A 20051-nucleotide genomic window follows, 5' to 3' on the forward strand; every position below is an offset into this window, starting at 1 on the left:
TCCGAAAATCGACCCAATCTATTATTTAAAGACGTATAGGAATTCATCAGTGCTTCCGGCATCCTTGGGGAGTGGGAACTACAACGCGTAGGTTCGACCTACCTCTCCGCATCCCCCCGCTTCCCTGTCCCTTTCCCAGCGAAGTGAACCCCCACGTGGAAAGGGTCAATACCGAAACCCTGGACTGGCTCGTCGGCTCGGGAATCCTGGACGACGTCGAGACGGTGGAACGTTACCGTCAAGCCAAGTACGGCTGGCTGGGAGCCCGTACATATCCTTACGCCCAGCACCACACACTCCGCCTGGTGACCGACTGGTGCGTGTGGTTGTTCGCCTTCGACGACGCCTTCTGCGAGTCGGACCGCCGGGCCGCCGAGATGGCCAGGGCCCTACCCCAGTTGATCGTGGCCCTCGACGACCTGGAGGGCGTGGACGAGGCGGACGACGTCTTCGCCAAGGCCCTGCTCGAGATCAAGGGCAGGATCGTCAAGTACGGCGACGAGGACCAACTCGACCGCTGGCGCTCCGTCACCAAGGACTACCTCTTCGCCCAGGTGTGGGAGGCGGCCAACCGTGAGGACGAGGTGGTGCCGTCGCTGGACGATTACATCTTCATGCGGCGGCGCACCGGCGCCATGCTCACGGTCTTCGCCCTCATCGACGTCGCCAGCGGCTACAGCCTCACCCCCGCCGAATGGCGGCATCCGAGGGTGAGGGCGATCACCGAGAGTGCCAACGACGTCGTCGTCTGGGACAACGACCTCATCTCCTACGCCAAGGAGAGCGGCGAGGGCAACTCCCGCAACAACCTGGTGAGCGTGCTGGTCAGTCACCGGGGTTACTCCCGCCAGCAGGCCATGGAAGTGATCGGCACGATGCGGAACCGGGCCATCGACGAGATGGTGACGTTGCGCCCCTCGCTGGAGGCGCTCGGTTCCGAGGCGGTGCTCGCCTACGTCCGGGGCCTGGAATTCTGGATCAGCGGGAGCGTCGACTACTCGCTGACCAGTTCCCGCTACACGGGAGCCTGGCAGCGGGACGATCGAATGCCCGGCCCGCAGTGATCACATCTGGGGGGCCGGGCCGTCTTCCTGGTCCCCCAGCGCGAGCTCGATCAGCTCGTCCAGGCTGAGCTTCCTGCCGTGCGCGAAGGCCTCGTCGTAGGCCGCCTCGCCCAGGAGCCGCTTGCACTCCTTGATGCACCGGTCGTGCTCGGTGTTGAAGAACGGCGAGTTCATCTGCGGCATGCCGAAGGTCCGCCAGTTGGCCTGGCCGCCGCCCATCAGCCGGGCCGCGAGCACCGGCTGCCCCTCCTCCAGCGCCTGCTTGGCGACCACCTCGATCGCCAGGCCGATGCCGAGGACGTCGTGGAAGTAACGCTTGATCCGGAGCGCCTCGCGGGCGTTCGACATGGCCTCGGAGGAGCGGCCCATCACCTGGTAGACGCTGGCGAGCGCGTAGATCGCGTATGAGCGCAGCCAGAGCTCGCCGCGCTGGGTGCAGACCGCGATGCAGTCGCGCAACAGCACCTCGGCCTCGGCCGGCTCGTTCTGGATGAGCAGCACCATGGACAGCTCGACGATGGAGGGGAGCAGTCCCGGGTTGAGCTCCCGCCCGCTCTTGTGGAACTCGATCGCCACGCCCAGCAGCGCGCTGGCCTTCTGCAGGTCGTTCTGGAGGAACGCGGACGTGCCGAGCATCTTGGTGGCGAGGATGACCGCGCCGGAGTCGCCGACCCTGACGGCGTCGGAGCTGCACTTCTCCGCCGCCTCCATGGCCCCGGCGATGTTGCCCTGCGCGCTGTGGATGTACGAGAGCACCCAGAGCGCCTTGCACCGCTCCGAGCTCGGCTGGGACACCAGCTCCAGGATCTTCTCCAGGTAGAACCTGCCCTCACGGGCCAGCCCGCAGGCCACCCACATGAACCACAACGAGGACAGCAGCTTCAACCCTGACTGCTCCTGGCCGGGAGTGCGCAGGCAGTAGTCGAGGGCGACCCGGATGTTGTCGTGCTCATGGCGCATCCGGACGTACCAGTAGACCTGGCGGGCACCCGACCAGGCCTCCTCGCTCCGCGTGGCGAGCTGCAGGTAGTAATCCCGGTGCCGCTCCCGGATCTGCTCCGTCTCCTCCAGCTTCTCCAGCCACTCCTCGCCGTATTTGCGCAGGGTGTCGATCAGCCGGTACCGGTGCCCGGAGGGCGTGCCGTCACTCAGCAGGATGGACTTCTCCACCAGGCTGGCGATGAGATCCATGATGTCTTCGGACGGGAGGTTGTCCCCGGCGCAGACGTAGCGGGCGGCGTCGAGCTCGAAGTCGCCGGAGAAGACCGACAACCGGGCCCAGAGGAGCCGCTCGGCCGGCTCGCACAGCTCGTGGCTCCAGCCGATCGCGGCGCGCAGCGTCTGGTGCCGGGGCAACGCCGTACGGCTGGCGCCCGCGAGCAGGCTGAACCGGTCGGCCAGCAGGCCGAGGATCTGCTCCACCGACAGCGCCCGCATCCGGACCGCGGCGAGCTCGATGGCGAGGGGAATGCCGTCCAGGCGGCGGCAGAGCTCGGCCACCGGGCCGACGTTGCGCTCGTCCACCATGAAGTTGGGCACCACCGCGCCCGCTCTCTCGGCGAAGAGCTGCACCGCCTCGTTGGTGAAGATGTTCTCCCCCGGCAGGTCTCCGGGGACGGCCAGCGGCGGGATGGTGACCGTGTGCTCGCCCTTGGCGTTGAGCGACTGGCGGCTGGTCGCCAGGATGGTCAGGCCCTTGGCGCTGGCCATCAGCTCTTCGAACAGCGCGGCGCAGGCGTCGACCATGTGCTCGCACGTGTCGATGATCAGGAGGATCTCGCGGTCGCCCAGCCATTCGATCAGCGTCTCGTTCGCCGAGCGGGCGGACTGGTCGGTGATCCCGAGCGCCGAGGTGATCGTGTGGCGGACCATTCCCGAGTCCTGCAGCCGGGCCAGGTCGGCGAACCAGACGCCGTCCCTGAAGTGATCCCGCATCTGGTGCGCGATGCGCAACGCCGTACGGGACTTGCCGACGCCGCCGATGCCGGTCACCGTCACCAGGCGATGCTCCTGGAGCCGTTGACGGAGGGTGATCAGCAATCTGGTGCGTCCCACGAAGCTGGTGAGCTCATTGGGAAGATTGCCGCCTTGCCGCCGTCCTGGTGGCGTTGTCATGGCGCCTCTCGGGGGGTAGCCGACACCTGCCCTCGCATCGTACAGTCTGAGCCCCGCCCTGTCCTTGACGTCGGAAGTGTACGGAGATGAGCTTTCCCCCGGGGAGGATGATCACCGTGGGGATGGCTAGCATGGACGGGTGACCTCGCATGAGCCTGATGATCTGCGCCCTGTCGACTTCTCCGAGGACGGCCTGCCGGTCCTGCCCGACCAGACCAGCGACGACACCGACCTCGGGTGGAGCGAGTGGCGCGAGGCGGACGACGACGCCCGGCTGATCGAGGACCGTCCGCCCCACTGGGGCTGACCCGCCTCCCGGCGCCGAGACCCCGAACGGGACCGGCCGAGGCCGGCCCCGAACCGGCCGGGTGGCCGGAACCGGCCAGGTCCGGCCGGGGCCGGGATCGGCTAGGAGACGACGTCCTTGCTCCGGAACCTGCGGAAGGCGAACGCGATCAGGATCACGGAGTAGGTGACCGAGACGGCCACACCCTTGATCATGCCGTCGTATTCGGGTTGCGGGGCCAGGGCGTCCAGCCAGGCCGTGTTCCAGAACGTCGGAAGAAACTCCCGGACCGAGCCGAGCGTCTCGACCGCCTGGAGGATGTTGCTCACGATCACCAGGCCCACCGCTCCGCCGACCGCGCCGAGCGGGGAGTCGGTGCTCACCGAGAGCAGGAAGGCCAGCGCGGCGACCACGAACTGGCTGACCAGCGCGTAGCCGATCACGACGCCGAACCTGGGCAGCACCTCCAGCGCGGCGATGGTCTCGCCGGTGCCGGGCACCCGGACGTCGTTCCAGCCGAAGGCCAGGGTTCCGGCCAGCAGGGCCATCAACGGCAGGCAGATCACCGCCGCCGCCGAGTAGCCCATCGCGACGACCAGTTTCTGCCGCAGCAGCCGGTCGCGGGGGATCGGGGCGGCCAGCAGGTAGCGCAGCGAGGACCAGCTGGCCTCGCTCGCCACCGTGTCGCCGCAGAACAGCGCCACGGCGACGACCAGCAGGAAGCCGACCGACACCGACAGGGCGAACGCGGCGAAGTTCAGCGCGCCCTCGGTGGCCAGGTCGGAGATGCGCAACGAGTTGGCCTGCTGGCTCGATCCGGCGCCGACCTTGAAGGCGACCACCAGGATCCACGGCAACGCGAGCAGCAGCCCGAACATCGCCAGCGTGCGGCGCCGCTTGAACTGGCGGACGATCTCCACGACGAGTGGCAGCGTGCGTCCCGGAGCGTATCCGGGCGCCGAGCCGCTCCCCGCGAGGTCGCTCCCGCCCGCCGTGCCGCCGGCGACGGCCGTGGCCGGGCTCTGGGCGTCGCTCATGCCTTCTCTCCGATCAGGTCCAGGAAAACGTCCTCGAGCCGGGGGCCCGACCCGTTGACGGGGGTGCGGCTGCGCAGCAGCTCGTCCACCGGTCCGGTCGTGATGAGGCTTCCGCGGTGCATGACCACCACATGGCTGCAGGTCTGCTCCACCTCGGCGAGCAGGTGGCTGGAGACGATGACGGTACGGCCCTGTGCGGCGTAGCGGATCAGGACCGCGCGCATCTCGCGGATCTGGGGCGGGTCGAGGCCGTTGGTGGGTTCGTCGAGGACCAGCAGGTCGGGCAGGCCGAGCATGGCCTGGGCGATGGCCAGGCGCTGGCGCATGCCCTGGGAGTAGGTCCGCACGGCCCGTTCCAGGGCCTTGCCGAGCCCGGCGATCTCCAGGGCCTCGGCGAAGTGGGCGTCCTCGGTGGGGCGGCCGGTCGCCTTCCAGTAGAGCTCCAGGTTGTCCCGGCCGTTCATGTGCGGCATGAAGCCGGGACCCTCGACGAACGAGCCCAGCCTGGACAGGACCGGGGCGCCGGGGACGACCTTGTGACCGAAGATCCGGATCTCACCCGCGTCGGGGTGGATCAGGCCCATCAGCATGCGCAGGGTGGTGGTCTTACCCGCCCCGTTGGGGCCGAGGAGGCCGAGCACCTGGCCGTGCTCGACGGTGAACGACAGGTCGTTCACCGCCAGCTCGCCGTTGCCGTAGGCCTTGGTCAGGCCGTCGATCCGCAAGGGGACGGAGTCCAGGGCGGGGTCGTGGTCGTCTCTCATGCGGCGGCGCCCGGCGAGCAGCAGGACGGCCGCGGCGACGAGGGAGGCCAGCGGCAACGCCCACGTCCACCACGCGGGGCCGGTGGAGGGCGTGCGCAGGGCGGCGTAGGTGGGGACGGTCACCGCCGGGGAGGCCAGGGCGACCTTGTAGACGGCCGGGGCCGCGGGGGTGCTGTAGCCGAGATCGGTGGTGGTGAACGCGACCCGCAGCCGGTGCCCGACGTCGAAGCCGTGGTCGATGGCGGGCAGGGTCACCGTCGCCTCACCCGAGCCGCCCTCGGGGACGGTGATCCTGATGGGGGCGACGAGCCCCTCGGGCAGGATCGGAGCCTGGGTGTCGCCCGCCACGTCGTAGAGCTTGGCGAACAGCGTCACGTCGCCCCGCCGGGCTTCGCCGTCCTCGTTCCCGCCTTCCCCGGCGCCCGCCGGATCGGCGGGGGAGGGCTCGCCGGGCTCCACGCTCACCCGCACCTTCACGGTGGAGCTGCCGGTGACCTGGAGCGGGGCGGTGAGCGGGGCGGAGTCGAAGACCGCGCTCTGGCCCGCCATGTCGATGGACAGGCCGAGGTTGGCGGAGCCGCCGGCGAGGCCGCCGAAACCGGGGACGGCGGAGATCGAGGAGGGGGATCCGCCCGGCGGGCTGGCCACCCGCTGCTCGGGGCCGCCGACCGGCACCGAGGTCTGGCCGGTGCCCGACAGACCGGCGTAGCCGGCGGCGGTGGCGTGCAACTGGACCGGACGGCGGGTGCCGGGGTCCCGGCCGCCGTCACGGGTGACGGTGAACGCGTTGTCCGCCCGGTCGGTTCCGGCGGTCTTCTTCAGGTAGCGGTCGAACCAGCCGAGCGTCTCCTCGTGGATCCAGTCGACCTCGCCGTTGCCGCCGTCGTGGCCGCCGTCGAACCAGGCGACGTCGACCGGGGCGCCGGTGGCGGCGATGGCCCTGGCGTTGGCGTCCGCCTGACCCAGGGTGAACAGCGAGTCCCGCTGCCCCTGGAGCAGCAGCGTCGGGATCTTGATCTTGCCGGGTACGGAGATCGGGCTCGACCTGCGCAGGGTCTCGACCGCGCTCGCGGTCGCCTGGCCGGTCTGCGCCACCTGCTGGTACATGTCGCAGATCTCCGGCAGGAACCGGCCGCAGCGGACCTCCTGCGCGGTGGGCGGCGCCGCGGGCCGCGCGGCGAGGCCGCCGGGCGTTTCCTGACCGGCGGCCGTGCCGATCCCCGGAACGGCCGGGGACGGGCCGCCCCGGCTGAAGAACAGCCCGGCCCACATGCGTTTGAACACCCCGTTCTGCGGCCCCTGCCCGGTGGCGTTGGGGAACAGCGCGTCGGCCAGGTCGTACCAGGTGATCTGCGGCACGATCGCGTCGATCCTGCCGTCGTGCGCGGCGGCCATCAGCGCGATGGCCCCGCCGTACGAGCCGCCCGCGATTCCCACCCTCGGATCGCCGTTCGCGTCGAGCTGGACCTCGGGCCGCTTGGCGACCCAGTCGACGAGCTGGCGGACGTCCTTGACCTCGTAGTCGGGGGAGTTCAGGGCGATCTCCCCGGTGGAGCGGCCGAATCCCCGCGCCGACCAGGTCAGCACGGCGTAGCCCTCCTGCGCCAGCCGCAGGGCGGGCTCCCTGACGCTCTGCTTGCTGCCGCCGAAGCCGTGCGCGAGCAGCACCACCGGCGCCTTGCCGCCTCCGGCGGGCGGGAAGAAACTCGCGTCCAGGGTCACCCGCTGGTCGTCGCCCGGCCCGTCGAGTACCTGGATCATCTGATCCTGAGCCCGCACCTGTGGTGCGGACGGCCACAGCAGCCAGGTCGCGACACCGACGACAAGCACGGCGACCACCGCTACCCAGGTGGCCGGCCTTCCCACAAGCTTCATGCCGAGAGACTACTGATCACAGCTGAGATGCTCCTGAGACGGCTCTCAGGTATCGCGGCAGGTCGGCCTCGGCGACCGGCCGGGGTCACGGGGCGCGGCGGGACTCCGGGGAACGGGCCTGGGTGATCATTCGGTCGGGATGGGACAAGTCCCTCGTATGCCTAAGGGATGTCCCCGATTGCGGACCAAGGTAAGGGCGGGCATCATTTCGACGCGTGAAGCCAGTCGCGAGCGTCAGAAGAAGAGTCACCCCGTTCATGGAGTGGGCCCTGCCCCACTGGACCCGGGGGAAGGCCGGCAGGGAGACGCCCGAGGATTTGTTCCGGCTGCTCTACCTCGGGTGGCTGGTGGCCTTCTCCTTCAAGGTGCTCGGAGCGTCCTGGGACGTCTCCTGGCACTTCAAGTGGCTCCGTGACGACCTGGCCCCGCCGCACCTGCTCAACAGCGTCGGCACGGCCATCGCCCTCGCGCTCACGATCATCCACGTCTACACCGGGTACGGCGTGGACAAGACGGCACAGCGCCTCATCGCCTGGGGCACGGGCATCTTCCTGGTCGCGGTGCCGCTGGACCTGATCAACCACCGGATCAACGGGCTCGACATCACCTCGTGGAGCCCGTCCCACCTGATGCTCTACATCGGCACGTTCTTCATGATCTGCGGTGTGATCCGGGGCTGGTTCATCCGGGCGCGTCCCGGGCGGATGCGGACGCTGGTGCTCGGCGGGCTCTTCGTGTTCCTGTTCGAGAACGTCTGGTTCCCGGCCCAGCACCAGGAGTACGGCGTGTACAGCATCGCCGCCTGGGACCGCGGGCAGCCGGAGGCCGAGCCGATCCTGATCAAGTTCGCGGCCGACCAGATCGGCCTGCCGGTGGACGACCGGGCCGTGGCACTCCATTTCGCGTTGCCCGTGCCCGATCAGCTCTACCCGCTCTACGCCGTGATCGCCGCCGTGCTGGTCGCCGTCTACGCCCGCGCGATGATCGGCCGGATGTTCTCCGCCACCGCGATGATCGGCGTCTACATCGTCTTCCGCACCCTGATCTGGCCGCTCCTCGCCCTCGCCGGCTTCCCGCACTCGGCGGTGCCGGTCTTCCTGATCGTCGGGGCACTCGCCGTCGACCTGGCGTTCCTGATAAGGATGCCCGTGCTCCGGGCGCTGGCCGGCTCGCTCGGGGCCACCGTCCTGGTGGACCAGGCGCTCCGCGTCCAGCACGAGATGTTCATCGCCCCGCCGCTGGTGACCCCCATGACGATGGTGATCGGCTGGGCCGGGCTCGCGGTCCTGTGGCTGGCGGCCGAGTGGTCTCTCGGCCGTTACACCCTCCGGGCTCAGGAGAGGGAGGCCGTGGTCAGCGCCACCGCCACCCCGTAGGCGAGTCCCATCACGATGATCTCCGCAGTCGCCCACGCGACGACCGTCGTCGCCTGCCGTTCCGCGATCCGCGACAGCAGGCGAAAACGGATGTGGGCGGCGAGCGGGACGATGAGCGCCACGCACGCGGCCTTGGCCACCAGGAGAGGCCCGTACTCGCCGGTCAGCAGCGCTCCCGGCAGTTCGACGCCCGGGGTGAGGGCCATCGTGGCCAGGCCGTTCACCACACCGGAGGCGCCGACCACGATCAGCGCCAGCGTCGCCAGCCGGGAGAACCCCGGCAGGACCCGCGCCAGCAGCTCCCGATCCCGGGCGACCAGCAAGATGATCGTGACCAGTCCGCCGGTCCAGGCCGCCGCGCCCATCACGTGCAGCTCCATCGAGATCATGATGGGGTCGTGCCAGATCGAGGACACCGCGTGGCCGGTGACCGGGATCGGGAGCAGCCCGAAGAAGGCGATCACGATCCGCAGCTCGGCCGGGACCTTCTCGCCGAACCGCACGGCCAGGAGCCCGATTCCGGCGTAGGACAACGCGCAGGCGGCGCTGAAGAGCATCCCCTGGCCCGCGCCGACGCCGTCGACATACTCGACGATCATGCCGGGGGTCGGGATCAGCCCGGGGTTCAGCTCGGCGGTCTGGAAGACGATGACGACCAGGGCCAGCACCGCCCACGCCCACGCGAACGTCACCGCCATCGGCCGTGCCCGGCGCATCACCGGCTCGGTCCGCTCGGGGTCGTCGAAACCCAGCAGCTTGGGCAGCAGGCTCAGCCCGACCACGGCCACCGCGGCCAGGTCGAGCAGCACCCGCAGCACCGGCAGGCCGTACTCCACCAGCGGGCCGGGGATCGCGATCCCCGGCACCGCCTCCTGGGCGGTGAGCGCCGTCGCGGCCAGCACGGCCAGCACGGCCGCCGAGACGAACGCGCCGGCCACCAGCCTCCTGACCGTGTTCGCCTGGGGGGCGCGCTCAAGGGTGACGGTCATCGCGTGGTCTCCGGCTCTCTCGTACGGCGCAGCGCCACGACGGTGGCGCCGCCCAGCAGGATGAGGGACCCGACGATCCAGAGCACGGCCATCCCCGCGCCGCCGTTCTGCGCGGCCTCGGCGGCCTGGGCGCCCAGATCGGGAGCCTGCTGAGCCTGCGGCCCGGTGGACGACAGGGCCGAGGTCTGCTGGGACGCGGTGCCCGTGCCGGCCGTGGTCAGGGTGAAGGTCGTCTTGCTCGCGACGGGGTGGCCGTCGGAGGACAGGATCCGGTAGCCCACGACGTACTCGCCCGCGGGGCCCAGGGGGTTGACGCCGACGCTGACCCGATGGCTGTCGACGGTCGTCGTGCCGTTCTCCCAGCGGGTCCCGTCGGGGCCGGTCACGCTGATCTGCGCGAAGCCCTGCCGTACGGGCTGGTCGAAGGTGAGTGTGATCTTTCCTGGACCGGTGGCGAGCTGCGCGCCGTCCTTGGGGTCGCTGCTGATCAGTATGTTGTGGGCCTGCGCCGGCGCGACCGCGCCGAGCAGCGCGGCGCACGCGAGCAGCAGAACCGTGAGTAGCCGCCTCACCGATCATGGCCTTCCGTTGGGTTTGTCATGACCCGGCCATGTTCCCATCGTTCGCCGGGTCTCCGGGTCTCCCCGTGTGAGCCGGAGAGCTGCCGCGTTGCCTGACAGCGCTTTCCCTTGCAGGGGTTCTTGTTTCACCGGCGCGGGCCCGGCCCGGCGATGAGGTTCACTGAGGGGCGAGACGCTATGGGAGCGCTCCCAAATGGGTGCGCGAATCGGGGGCGTCCGGCCGTCGGCGGCTCGACGGCGGAAGCTCCCGAAGCGAGGGGTAGCGATCCTCATCTGGGAAAAGGTGTGAAAGGCCGGTTTTTTCGGGTCGGCCGCACTCGAAAACGGGCGCGAAACCTTGACGAGTTTGGCGCGTGATCTCTAGCCTCGTTCGTGGGAGCGTTCCCATTTCATCGCGTTCCGCACGAGACGAGGTGTGCCGGGGAGGGCGTCCCCGCCCCGCCGGCGCGCTCCCGGCCCTCGGCGCCGGAGAGGATCCGCGCCAGGGCGTGTCCGGGGGTCCTCGCCACGACGGGAGTCCACGAGCACGCCCCCACCCTCACGTCACCGGGTCGACCGACCGTCAGGCGGGCCGGTCTGGCCGGCCCGTCATGGAAACGCCCGCGAGAGTGATCCCGTTCTCCGCCGCGACGGGTCAGACGGAAGGCATGTGAGATGTCGACAGCTCCGATGGACGGATGGGTCCGAGCGTCCTTGGCCCGGCACGGAATTCGAGTGGGCCTGGAACCCTCCCTCGCGACGTTCGGCGGCTCCCCGGCCGTCGCGGGCGTCACCGAAGAGATCGTCCGATCGCGATGACGAACGGTCTCACCTGGCAGCGGACGGAGACGGTGGAGTTCACCGGCGCGCGAGGCGGCGAGGCCCGGCTCACCTGGGGCCAGCAGGCGTTGTGGCGGCTGACCCGGTGGCTGGACGACGGCGACCCCTACTTCAACCTGCCCTGGTCGCTGCCCGTCTACGGCAGGCGGGACCTCGGCGCCGTCCTGCGGGCCCTGCGCGGGCTCGTCGAGCGGCACGAGGCTCTCCGGACGACCTATGAGGAGGTTCCCGGCGGCCCGGTCCAGCGGGTGGCGCGCGAGGGCAGGTTCACGGTCGAGGTGTTCGAGGCGGGAGAGGCCAGACCGCTCGCCGCGGCGCGGGAGCTCTCCGCCGAGCTGGCCGCCAAGGGATTCGACTACGCGACCGAGCCGCCGCTCCGATGCGCCGTCGTGACCGGCGACGGGAGGCCGCGGGCGGTGGCCTTCGCCCTGAGCCACCTGGCGGTGGACGGGTGGTCGCTGAACGTCCTGGCGACCGAATGGAGAGGACTGCTCGCCGGAGAGGAGCTGCCCGCCCCGGTCTGGCAGCCGCTGGACCAGGCCGCCTTCGAGGGGGAGGGGGAGGGCGCCGAGCGGGGGGAGCGGGCGCTCCGCCACTGGCGCGCGGCGCTGGAAAGGGTGCCCAGGTCCCTGTTCGACTTCCCCGGCAGGACGCCGGAGGAGCCGCGGTTCGTCCGGATCGGCATGGAGTCCGCCGCGACCGCGGCCGCGGCGGAGGTTCTGGCGGAACGCTGGGCGGTCAGCACGGCCAGCGTGCTGACCACCGCGAGCGCCGTGCTGCTGGCCGTGCTGACGGGACACCGGGAGCCGGCGATGCAGCTCATCGTGGCCAACCGGCACGCCTCCCGGAGCGAGGCCATGGTGGGCACCGCCGCGCAGGACGGGCTCTTCGTCCTCGATCTGCCCGGGGGGACGTTCGCCGACGCCGTCCACGCCGGGCACCGGCAGGCGCTGTCCACCTACCGGTACGCGCAGTACGACCCGTTCCGGATGATGGCGCTCCGCGAGGAGGCCGGTCTCCGGCGCGGCGGCGCCATCGACCTGTCGGCCTACTTCAACGACGCCCGGACCCTCGGTCACTGGCCGGACCTGCCCGGCGTGGAGCCCGCGGGCGATCCCGCCGCGATAGCGGCCCTCACCGAACGGACCAGGACCTTCTTCGTCGGCGCGTGGCCGAAGGTGGACGCGACGGCCTTCTTCGCCACCGGTCCCGCCACGAACGCCTGCCTGCTCTACCTGCTGGTCGACACCGCCCGCCTGTCACGGTCCACGGCCTACACGCTGCTGCGCGGAGTGGAGACGCTTCTGGTCGGCTGCGTGGCCGGGGAGGTGCCGCTCGACGGGATCGCCGAACTGTGCGGCATCACCCCGATCGAGCGGCCCGGCGACTGGGTGATGACGGGCCCCGACTGGTCCGCCCCGCAGGAGACCGGTCCGGCGAGGACCGGCCAGGTGGACACCGGCGGATCGCACGGTCACGCCCTCGCCGAGGGAGGCGGCCGGTGAACGCGCCGGACCGGCGCGCGGCGCTGCTCGGCCGCCTCGCCGAGCTCCCGATGGAGCGACGTGTGGCCCTGCTGCGGTCCCGGCGCGGCGGGACCGCGGGCCGGGAGTGGCCGCTCTCCTTCGGGCAGGAACGGCTCTGGTTCCTCAACCGGCTCGATCCGGCCGACACCACCTACCACACCCCCTGGTGCGTACGGCTGCGCGGACCGGTCGACGCCGAGGGGCTCGCCGCGGCCTTCACCCGCGTCGCCGAACGGCACCACGTGCTGCGCGCCCGGTTCCGCCTGGCCGGCGACCGTCCCGTGCAGGTCGTCGCGGAAGCCGGGCCGGTTGCCGTGGAGTCGGCGGAGGTCACGGGGGACCCGGCGCCGGCCGTCGTGGAGTTCGTCAACCGGCCGTTCGACCTGGAGTTCGGCCCGCCCCTGCGGGTGGCGCTGCTGCGGCTGGCCGACGACCACTTCCTGCTCTGCATCGTCCTGCATCACCTCGTGGTCGACGGCTGGTCGCTGGACGTCCTCATGCGCGAGCTGGCCGAGTGCTACACGGCGTACCGGGAGGGAGGGGAGCCGTCGCTGGAGGAGCTTCCCATGCAGTACATGGAGGTCGCGGCGGAAGACAGGCGGAGGGCCGAGCAGAACTCCGAGCAGAACAGGGACACCTCCCACCTCGACCACTGGACGCGGACGCTCACCGGCGTGCCCGCGCTCGACCTCCCCACCGACCGTCCCCGTCTGGCCCGCTGGACCGGGGAGGGCGCGCAGGAGGGCTTCCTCGTGCCCGACGAGGTGATCACCCGGCTGGAGGAGGTCGCCAGGCGGCAGCGCTGCACCCTGTTCATGGCCCTGCTCGCGGCCTACCAGGCGACCCTCGGGATCGCCTCGGGACAGCGCGACCTGTGCGTGGGGGTGCCGGTCGCGGGACGGAACAGGGCCGAGATCGAGCCGCTGATCGGTTACTTCGCCACCACCCTCGTGTTCCGTGCCGACCTGTCCGGCGCGCCCACCTTCCGTGAACTGATGAAACGCACCCGCCTGGCGGTCTTCAAGGGGCTGCAGCACGCGGAGGCGCCCTTCGAGCAGGTTCTCGGGGCGCTGCGCCTGCCCCGCGACCTGAGCCGGCCGCCGCTCTTCCAGGCGATGTTCAACCTGCACAACACGCCCAAGGGCGATCTGCTGCGGACGACGATGGCGGACCTGGCCGTCGAGGTCTACCCGGTCCCGGCGGCGGGCCGTACCAAGGCGGAGATCTCGGTGGACGCGTGGAGGGGGCCCGAGGGACTCGGCGGAGTCCTCGACTACAGCAGCGACCTGTTCTCCGCCGCGACCGCACGGCGGCTGGCCCGCGCCTTCACCGGTGTGGTGGAGCGCGTGGGGGCCGACCCGGATCTCCGGCTGTCCGATCTGAACCATCTGATCTGAGCCGTTCGACGTGAAATTCGACGTTAAAGGCGTAGGACGGCGGTGACGAGGCGGCGCCGGCATCGCGGCCGAGATCTCCGCCGTTCCCGTCCGGACGCCTTTCCCATGGTCGATACCGACCAGGACGGTAAGAATCGCCACAACGGTAATGAGAAAGGCGGCCGCGGCGACAACAACGGCGACGGGTCTGCTCCATCGGGCCCGTCGCCGTGATCGCGGCCGGGTCGCCGGTGAAGGGCGGAGACGGACCCGGGAGTTAACCGTCGGCGGGCCTCGCGTTGGCGGATAAATCACGCGAAAAGCCCCGAACTTCGGTCCGGTCGCCACGGTTTGGGCTTTTCGGAGGTTCAAAAATGCGCCGCGCATTCGTGATATGTGGCTTTTGTTCATTAAATGCGTGATGCGAAAGGCGGGTGGCGACCCGGTGCGAGTCCGGTGGCCGCTGAGCCGCCGGGGATAAAGATCGGAGTGCTCCGCGAACGGGCTTTCCCGGCGGCTGCCGTCCGCCGGGACCCGACCGGGTACGGACCCCGGATTTCTGTGGCTTTATATCGGGCTTTATCCCGTTCTGTCGCTCTCTCCGCCGACGGTGACCGGTTGGAGTCGGACCCATCCCGGCCGTGACGGCGACGGAGGCGGGCGCCGGCGCCGCGCTCTCATCGGATGTTCGGCGCCGTGGTTGCACAGGGCGTCCAATAGCCCGAAAAGAGCCCGCGGAGGTATGAGGTCCCTCGTGCCGGTGTGATGTCCTTAACTCAGGGTTGTATTCAGACCACTCCCCATCCGGTCCGTGACCCGGTGGTAGCTCGCGGTGATGGAATCCTGCGGGCATGGCAGTGGTAGCAGCTCCCCGCCCCCTTCTGGGAGCCGTGCTTCTGTTGTTCGTCAGCGCCGCATGGGGGTCGGCTTTTCCACTGATGAAAGATCTCATCGCGCGTATGCCGGTGGCGGACCTGCTCACCGAGCGGTACGGCATCGCGACGCTCGTCCTGATCGCGCTCCGGCCACGCTGTCTACGGGGACTGCCGGAAAGCACGTGGACGACCGGCATCCTGCTCGGGCTGCTGTTCGGCGTGGGTCAGACGGTCCAGGCGGTCGCGCTGCACGACCTGCCCTCGCCGGTCTCGGGGTTCGCGGTCGGTTCGTACGTGGTGATCACCCCGGTCCTCGGGCTGATCCTGCTCGGCGCGAAGATATCCGGCCGCGTCTGGGTGGCGGTGGCGCTGGCGCTGGCCGCGATGACCGCCTTCACCCTGCTGCGCGAGATGGAGGGGGGTGAGATCTCCCTGCTCGCGCTGGCCGTCACCATGCTGTCGGCGGTGCTCTACTCGGCGCACACGCTGATGCTCGGCAACTCCGCCGTGGCGCGGCAGAACGCCTACGCGGTCACGGTGATCCAGCTCGGCACCATCGCCGTCATGACGGGCGTTCTGGCCGTACCGGACGGCCTCACCCTGCCCGCCACGCCGGGTGACTGGGCGATCCTCGGCCATCTGTCGATCGTGGCCTGCGCCCTGGGCTTCCTGGCCCGCTCGTTCGGCCAGGTCCACGTCCCGCCGACGCCCGCCGCGGTGATCCTGTCGGCTCAGCCGCTCTGGGTGACCGCCCTCGCCGTCGCCATGTACGGCGAGCCGCTCACCTGGACCCTCCTGCTCGGCGGAGGGCTGATCGCCTTCGCCATGCTCCTGGTCGTGCTGCCCGGGAGGCTGTTCAGATCAGCTCGTCGGGGGAGAGGCCGAGTTCCGCCGCGGTAGCCGTACGGACGTATTCGGCCATGCGGGCACGGGTCAGCACGCGCCTGTGCACGGTCACCTGGGTGGACAGGCCGTCAATGAGCGAGATGATCCGCCAGGTCGATCCCTCGGAGTCGGCGCAGGTGAAGGCCCCGGCCTGGACGCCCTCGTCGATGATCGCGCGAAGGGCCTGCTTCCAGCGCATGTCGATCCTGAGGCACATCTCCTCCAGTTCGGCGTTGCGTATCGACTCGGCCCAGGCGTCGATCCACAGGGCCCACGCCTTGGACTTGCCGGTCGGAGGGTAGAGCTTGAGCAGGGCGCGCAGCCGTTCCGCCGAGGAGCCCCCCGACTCCTCCAGTTTGGCGAGTGCGTCCAGATCGAGCCGGGCCGCGTGACTGAAGGCCTGTGCGAACAGTTTTTCCTTGGTTTCGAAGTGGTAGAAGAGCAGCGCCTGGCTGACTCCGGCCGCTTGGGCGATGTCCGCTGTTCGCGTATGACCGAACCCCTGTGTCGCTATGACATCACATGCCGTTCGGAGCAGATCTTCACGACGTAATCGCCCAAATCCCCGTGCCACAAAAGAACACTAGCGGGTCAGGGGGAGGCGCAATACAAATCGCGCACCTTGAGAGCCGTCCTCCGCTTTCAAAGTGCCTCCGTGCGCCTCTGCGATCTCCCTGGCAATGGGCAGTCCGAGCCCGGTGCCCCCGGCGTCCTTGTTGCGCGCCGCGTCCAGCCGGGTGAAGCGGCGGAATATCACCTCGCGTTGTTCGGGTGCGATTCCGGCGCCGTCGTCGATCACTTCCAGAACGGCCATGTCATTCTGTTCGGTCACGTTCACCGTGATCCGCGACGCGGCGTGCCGCTCGGCGTTGTCGGCCAGATTCGTCAGCAGGCGCGCCAGCCGGAGCCGGTCTCCGATCACCATCACGCCGGGGCTCAGCTCCCGGCTGACCTCGACGCAGCGCTTACGGCGATCGAGCTCCTCGCCGACCAGTTCGCCCAGGTCGATCCGCTCCCTGGCGGCGGAGACGCCGGAGTCGAGCCTGGCCAGCATCAGCAGGTCGGAGACGATCGCCTGGAGCCGGTCCAGGCTGAAGATCATCGCATTGGCCTTGGTCTTCCAGTCGACGTCTTCGGGATAGTGCAGCGCCTCCTCCACCTGGGCGCGCATGGCGGTGAGCGGGCTGCGCAGGTCGTGGGAGGCGTCGGAGGCGAACCTGCGCTGCTGCTCCGCCGTGTTCTCCAGCCGGTCCAGGGTCTGATTGATCGTCTCGGCCAGTTGCCTGATCTCGTCTCGCGCGGGCGGTACCGGCACCCGGCGGCCGATGTCGGTCTCGGTGATCTCCTCCAGCTCTTTCCTGATCGCGTTCACCGGCGTGAGCGCCGCGGTGACCGTCCGGTAGGCGGCGAGCCCGGAGATCAGCACGGTCAGCAGGCAGGCGCCGGCGATGAGGGCGAACAGTCCCGGGTGGACGTACCAGGGAACCGGGCTGCCGACGGAGTAGACGATCCAGTCGCCCTCAGGCTGGTAACTCCGCAGGGCCACGACGTTCACGCACCTGTCGGGCAGCCGGGGGACGCCGCAGACCTCCCTGTTCTCGCTGACCTTCGAGTCGGAGGGGGTGAAGTTCGTTATCCGGGGGGCGCCGACCAGATTGGGGGTCGCGGCGACGACCTGCCCGTCGGAGTTCAGGACCTGGATGCCCTCGGCCTTCCCCTCCGGCAGTACGGCGGGCAGCCGCCTCCCCTCGATGAGGCGGGCGATGTCGTTGCCCGCGTTCGTCACCTCCGCGAGCTTGAAGGTGCCCGTCAGGCCGTACAGGGAGATCGTGGCGATCACGGTGAGGGCGACGCCGGACACGGCGGCCAGGACGACGGCGACCAGTGTCAACCGCGTCTTGATGGAGTACGTGTTCCGTACGTTCACACTCATCCCTTGGAATCAACGGCCACATTAGACGGACTGATTGCCGTTTCCTGGACATTCATGGCCAAGTCGGGGCAAAGATCCCACATGCTTACGCCGTAAAGCTCAGTAGAGCATTGCTCTGTACGGGTGATCGGTCGCTGGTTAGAGTAAGTAAGCGCTGATTGGAGCGAATATGAACCTTGCCGAATACCGGCTGCGGGCCAGATCCTGGCTGGAGGCCAACGCCCCGGACGCCGAGGCCGAGGGCGGCTCGGACGCGGGTGGCGTCACCGCCGCGCAGGACTTCATGGCGCGTCTGTACGACGCGGGCTACTCGGGGATCACCTGGCCGCGAGAGTGGGGCGGGCAGGGGCTGACCCAGGCGGAGGAACGGGCCTTCGCGGAGGAGGCCAAGGACTTCACGCTGCCGACCTACGTGTTCTCCATCGGGCTGGGCATGTGCGGGCCGACCCTGGTCGACCTCGGAACCCCCGAGCAGAAGGCGCGTCACCTCCGGCCCCTGCTGCGGGGCGAGGAGATCTGGTGCCAGCTCTTCTCCGAACCGGGGGCGGGCAGCGACGTCGCCGCCCTGCAGACCCGGGCGACGCAGACAGAGGACGGCTGGGTGGTCGACGGCCAGAAGGTCTGGACCTCGGTCGCCCAGCACGCCTCCTTCGGCCTGCTGCTCACCCGCACCGACGTGGACGTCCCCAAGCACAAGGGGCTGTCGATGTTCATCGTGGACATGCGCGCCCCCGGCGTCACCGTCCGGCCGCTGAGGGACATGACCGGCCGCGCCCATTTCAACGAGATCTTCTTCGACGACGTGCACATCCCCGCGGAGAACCTGATCGGCCAGGTCAACGACGGCTGGAGCTGCGCGGTCACGACCCTCCTGCACGAGCGCCTGTCCATCTCCAGCGGCGTCGGCATGGGCGGCCAGAAGGACAATCCAGTCGCCTTCGAGACACTGCGCCACACCGTCGACACCGCGGATCCCGTGGTCAAGGACCAGCTCGTCGAGCTCTACATCCGCTCCCGGGCGCTCGCCCTGTTCAACCAGCGGCTCTCCCAGGAGACCAAGGCCGGGATCTTCCCCGGCGCCCGGGGCAGCGCCGCCAAGCTGCTGCTGGCCGAACTGACCATGTTCCAGGCCGACCTGGCCACCTCCCTGGCGGGTCCCGAGGCGGTCGCCTACGAGGACGACGGCCGGCTGGCCGGCTCCATCTCGACGGCCCCCGGCCTGTCCCTCGGCGGCGGCACCAACGAGATCATGCGCAATATCGTCGGCGACCGGGTGCTGAACCTGCCGCCCGAGCCCCGGGTGGACAAGTCCGTGCCGTTCAAGGACCTGAAGGTGAGCGGGTGATCTCCCGCGTGAGGCCGGGGAGCCGGCCCGGCGGCGAGGACGCCGCCGCTCGCGCATCCGGCGGCGCGGCCGTTCCCGCCGCCGGACACACCGTCGCGTCACGCGGCACCATGCGGCGTTTCCTCCCCGGGGCCGAAGCCCGGGATCTCCACCCTGGAGGTACCCGATGAAACTCGTGCTCACCGAGGAGCAGCGGGAACTGCGCGGCGCGGTCCGTTCCTTTCTCGCCTCCGTCTCGCCGCTGCCCGCGGTCCGGCGGGCCGCCGAGTCCGAGCTCGGCCACGACCCCGAGGTCTACCGGCGGCTCAACGGCGAACTCGGACTCGCCGGACTCGCCATCCCGGAGGAGTACGGCGGAGCCGGAGCCGGATACGCCGAGCTCGCGGTCGTCCTGGAGGAGACCGGGGCGGCGCTGCTGCCGGGGCCCTTCCTGGCCACCACCCTCGCCGCGATCCTGCTGACGGAGGTGGGGGACAAGGAGTCGCTGCCCGGCATCGCCGCGGGAACCACGGTCGCGACCGTGGCGCTCGACGGCGACCGTGCGCTCAACGGGGCCGAGGCCGACGTGATCCTGGCGGTCGACGGCACGCGGGTCCGGGCCGTCCGGGGCGGCGACCGTACCCCGCTGACCACCCTGGACCCGACGCGCAGGCAGGCGCGGGTGGAACTGGGCCCGGGAGAGGAGATCGCCTCGTCCGAGGCGGCCGTGGCGCGGGCCAGAGACCTCTTCGCGGTGGCGGTGGCCGCCGAGCAACTCGGAGTGCTGCGGGCCTCGCTGGACGCCATCGTGGCCTACGCCGGGGTCAGGGTGACCTTCGGCCGCCTTATCGGCTCCTACCAGGGGGTCAAGCACAAGCTCGCCGACATGCACTGCAAACTGGAACAGGCCGAGTCGATCGTCCGCCACGCGGCCTGGGCGGCCGACGAGGCGCCCGGCGAGCTGCCCACGGCCGCCGCGCTCGCCCAGGCCTACGTCGGCCGGGCCTGCTTCGAGGTGGCCCGCGACAGCCTCCTGCTGCACGGTGGAATCGGTTTCACCTGGGAGCACGACGCGCATCTCTATTACAAGAGAGCCAAAGCCGACGAGGTGCTCCTCGGCCCGTCGCGGACCCACCGAGCCCGGCTCGCCGAGCTGCTGGAGCTCTGAGGAGGCCGGTGAGGATCCGAGGAGATTCAAGGAGAGCTGAGGAGAGCCGAGGAGAGTC

The 20051-nt window shown here is 70.0% G+C and carries 15 protein-coding genes; 8 read left to right on the forward strand and 7 right to left on the reverse strand.

What is annotated here, in order from left to right; all coding sequences use genetic code 11:
- Positions 1–155: 155 nt before the first annotated feature.
- Positions 156–1064, forward strand: a complete 909-nt coding sequence (locus tag J2853_RS01360) for a 4-epi-cubebol synthase (RefSeq protein ID WP_307554071.1) — start codon at positions 156–158, stop codon at positions 1062–1064.
- Here J2853_RS01360 and J2853_RS01365 read toward each other — a convergent pair whose 3' ends face one another.
- A complete protein-coding gene (locus J2853_RS01365) occupies positions 1065–3119 on the reverse strand; it encodes an ATP-binding protein (protein ID WP_307554074.1) in 2055 nt (684 codons plus the stop codon).
- 199 nt (positions 3120–3318) lie between these two features.
- On the opposite strand from J2853_RS01365, the gene J2853_RS01370 reads away from it, so the two are divergent.
- A complete protein-coding gene (locus J2853_RS01370; RefSeq protein ID WP_307554076.1) occupies positions 3319–3486 on the forward strand; it encodes a hypothetical protein in 168 nt (55 codons plus the stop codon).
- Between the two features lie 101 nt (positions 3487–3587).
- Here the strand turns inward: J2853_RS01370 and J2853_RS01375 are convergent, their stop codons facing one another.
- Both J2853_RS01375 and J2853_RS01380 read right to left on the reverse strand, forming a co-directional pair.
- A complete protein-coding gene (locus J2853_RS01375; protein WP_307554078.1) occupies positions 3588–4502 on the reverse strand; it encodes an ABC transporter permease in 915 nt (304 codons plus the stop codon).
- Complete coding sequence (locus J2853_RS01380; protein ID WP_307554080.1) at positions 4499–7141, reverse strand: CocE/NonD family hydrolase; 2643 nt, start codon at positions 7139–7141, stop codon at positions 4499–4501. Before J2853_RS01380 ends, J2853_RS01375 begins: the two co-directional genes overlap by 4 nt.
- Before the next feature lie 215 nt (positions 7142–7356).
- Here J2853_RS01380 and J2853_RS01385 point away from each other — a divergent pair, with 215 nt between their 5' ends.
- On the forward strand, positions 7357–8517 hold the full coding sequence (locus J2853_RS01385) for a hypothetical protein (RefSeq protein WP_307554082.1): 1161 nt from the start codon (positions 7357–7359) through the stop codon (positions 8515–8517).
- Here J2853_RS01385 and J2853_RS01390 read toward each other — a convergent pair.
- Positions 8475–9506, reverse strand: a complete 1032-nt coding sequence (locus J2853_RS01390; RefSeq protein ID WP_307554084.1) for a CopD family protein — start codon at positions 9504–9506, stop codon at positions 8475–8477. The two genes, J2853_RS01385 and J2853_RS01390, sit on opposite strands and share 43 nt — an antisense overlap.
- Positions 9503–10078, reverse strand: coding sequence for a copper resistance CopC family protein (locus tag J2853_RS01395; RefSeq protein WP_307554086.1), 576 nt, complete (start codon positions 10076–10078; stop codon positions 9503–9505). Before J2853_RS01395 ends, J2853_RS01390 begins: the two co-directional genes overlap by 4 nt.
- 803 nt (positions 10079–10881) lie before the next feature.
- Here J2853_RS01395 and J2853_RS01400 point away from each other — a divergent pair.
- From J2853_RS01400 to J2853_RS01410, 3 genes are all read left to right on the forward strand, one after another.
- Entirely contained in the window at positions 10882–12411 is a 1530-nt protein-coding gene (locus J2853_RS01400; RefSeq protein WP_307554089.1) for a condensation domain-containing protein, read from the forward strand.
- The gene (locus tag J2853_RS01405; RefSeq protein WP_307554091.1) at positions 12408–13829 is read left to right on the forward strand and encodes a condensation domain-containing protein; all 1422 of its coding nucleotides are present in this window, start codon (positions 12408–12410) and stop codon (positions 13827–13829) included. Before J2853_RS01400 ends, J2853_RS01405 begins: the two co-directional genes overlap by 4 nt.
- Positions 13830–14659: 830 nt before the next feature.
- On the forward strand, positions 14660–15583 hold the full coding sequence (locus J2853_RS01410; RefSeq protein WP_307554093.1) for a DMT family transporter: 924 nt from the start codon (positions 14660–14662) through the stop codon (positions 15581–15583).
- On the opposite strand, the gene J2853_RS01415 is transcribed toward J2853_RS01410, so the two are convergent.
- Together J2853_RS01415 and J2853_RS01420 are read right to left on the reverse strand one after the other, a co-directional pair.
- Positions 15540–16142, reverse strand: coding sequence for a TetR/AcrR family transcriptional regulator (locus tag J2853_RS01415; protein ID WP_307554095.1), 603 nt, complete (start codon positions 16140–16142; stop codon positions 15540–15542). The genes J2853_RS01410 and J2853_RS01415 overlap by 44 nt on opposite strands.
- A 9-nt stretch (positions 16143–16151) precedes the next feature.
- Positions 16152–17495 carry a sensor histidine kinase gene (locus J2853_RS01420; RefSeq protein ID WP_307554097.1) on the reverse strand — a complete coding sequence of 448 codons (1344 nt, stop codon included), beginning with the start codon at positions 17493–17495 and terminating at the stop codon, positions 16152–16154.
- 175 nt (positions 17496–17670) lie between these two features.
- Here J2853_RS01420 and J2853_RS01425 point away from each other — a divergent pair, with 175 nt between their 5' ends.
- A complete protein-coding gene (locus J2853_RS01425; RefSeq protein WP_307554099.1) occupies positions 17671–18846 on the forward strand; it encodes an acyl-CoA dehydrogenase family protein in 1176 nt (391 codons plus the stop codon).
- Positions 18847–19012: 166 nt separating this feature from the next.
- On the forward strand, positions 19013–19993 hold the full coding sequence (locus J2853_RS01430) for an acyl-CoA dehydrogenase family protein (RefSeq protein WP_307554102.1): 981 nt from the start codon (positions 19013–19015) through the stop codon (positions 19991–19993).
- Positions 19994–20051 lie beyond the last annotated feature (58 nt).

The sequence above is a fragment of the Streptosporangium lutulentum genome (assembly GCF_030811455.1).
In the GTDB taxonomy this organism is placed as follows: domain Bacteria; phylum Actinomycetota; class Actinomycetes; order Streptosporangiales; family Streptosporangiaceae; genus Streptosporangium; species Streptosporangium lutulentum.

Coding starts and splice junctions, on each gene's coding strand:
- J2853_RS01380 (WP_307554080.1), bottom strand. CDS start 7,141: ATGAAGCTTGTGGGAAGGCCGGCCACCTGGGTAGCGGTGGTCGCCGTG.
- J2853_RS01400 (WP_307554089.1), top strand. CDS start 10,882: ATGACGAACGGTCTCACCTGGCAGCGGACGGAGACGGTGGAGTTCACC.
- J2853_RS01410 (WP_307554093.1), top strand. CDS start 14,660: ATGGCAGTGGTAGCAGCTCCCCGCCCCCTTCTGGGAGCCGTGCTTCTG.
- J2853_RS01375 (WP_307554078.1), bottom strand. CDS start 4,502: ATGAGCGACGCCCAGAGCCCGGCCACGGCCGTCGCCGGCGGCACGGCG.
- J2853_RS01425 (WP_307554099.1), top strand. CDS start 17,671: ATGAACCTTGCCGAATACCGGCTGCGGGCCAGATCCTGGCTGGAGGCC.
- J2853_RS01390 (WP_307554084.1), bottom strand. CDS start 9,506: ATGACCGTCACCCTTGAGCGCGCCCCCCAGGCGAACACGGTCAGGAGG.
- J2853_RS01430 (WP_307554102.1), top strand. CDS start 19,013: ATGAAACTCGTGCTCACCGAGGAGCAGCGGGAACTGCGCGGCGCGGTC.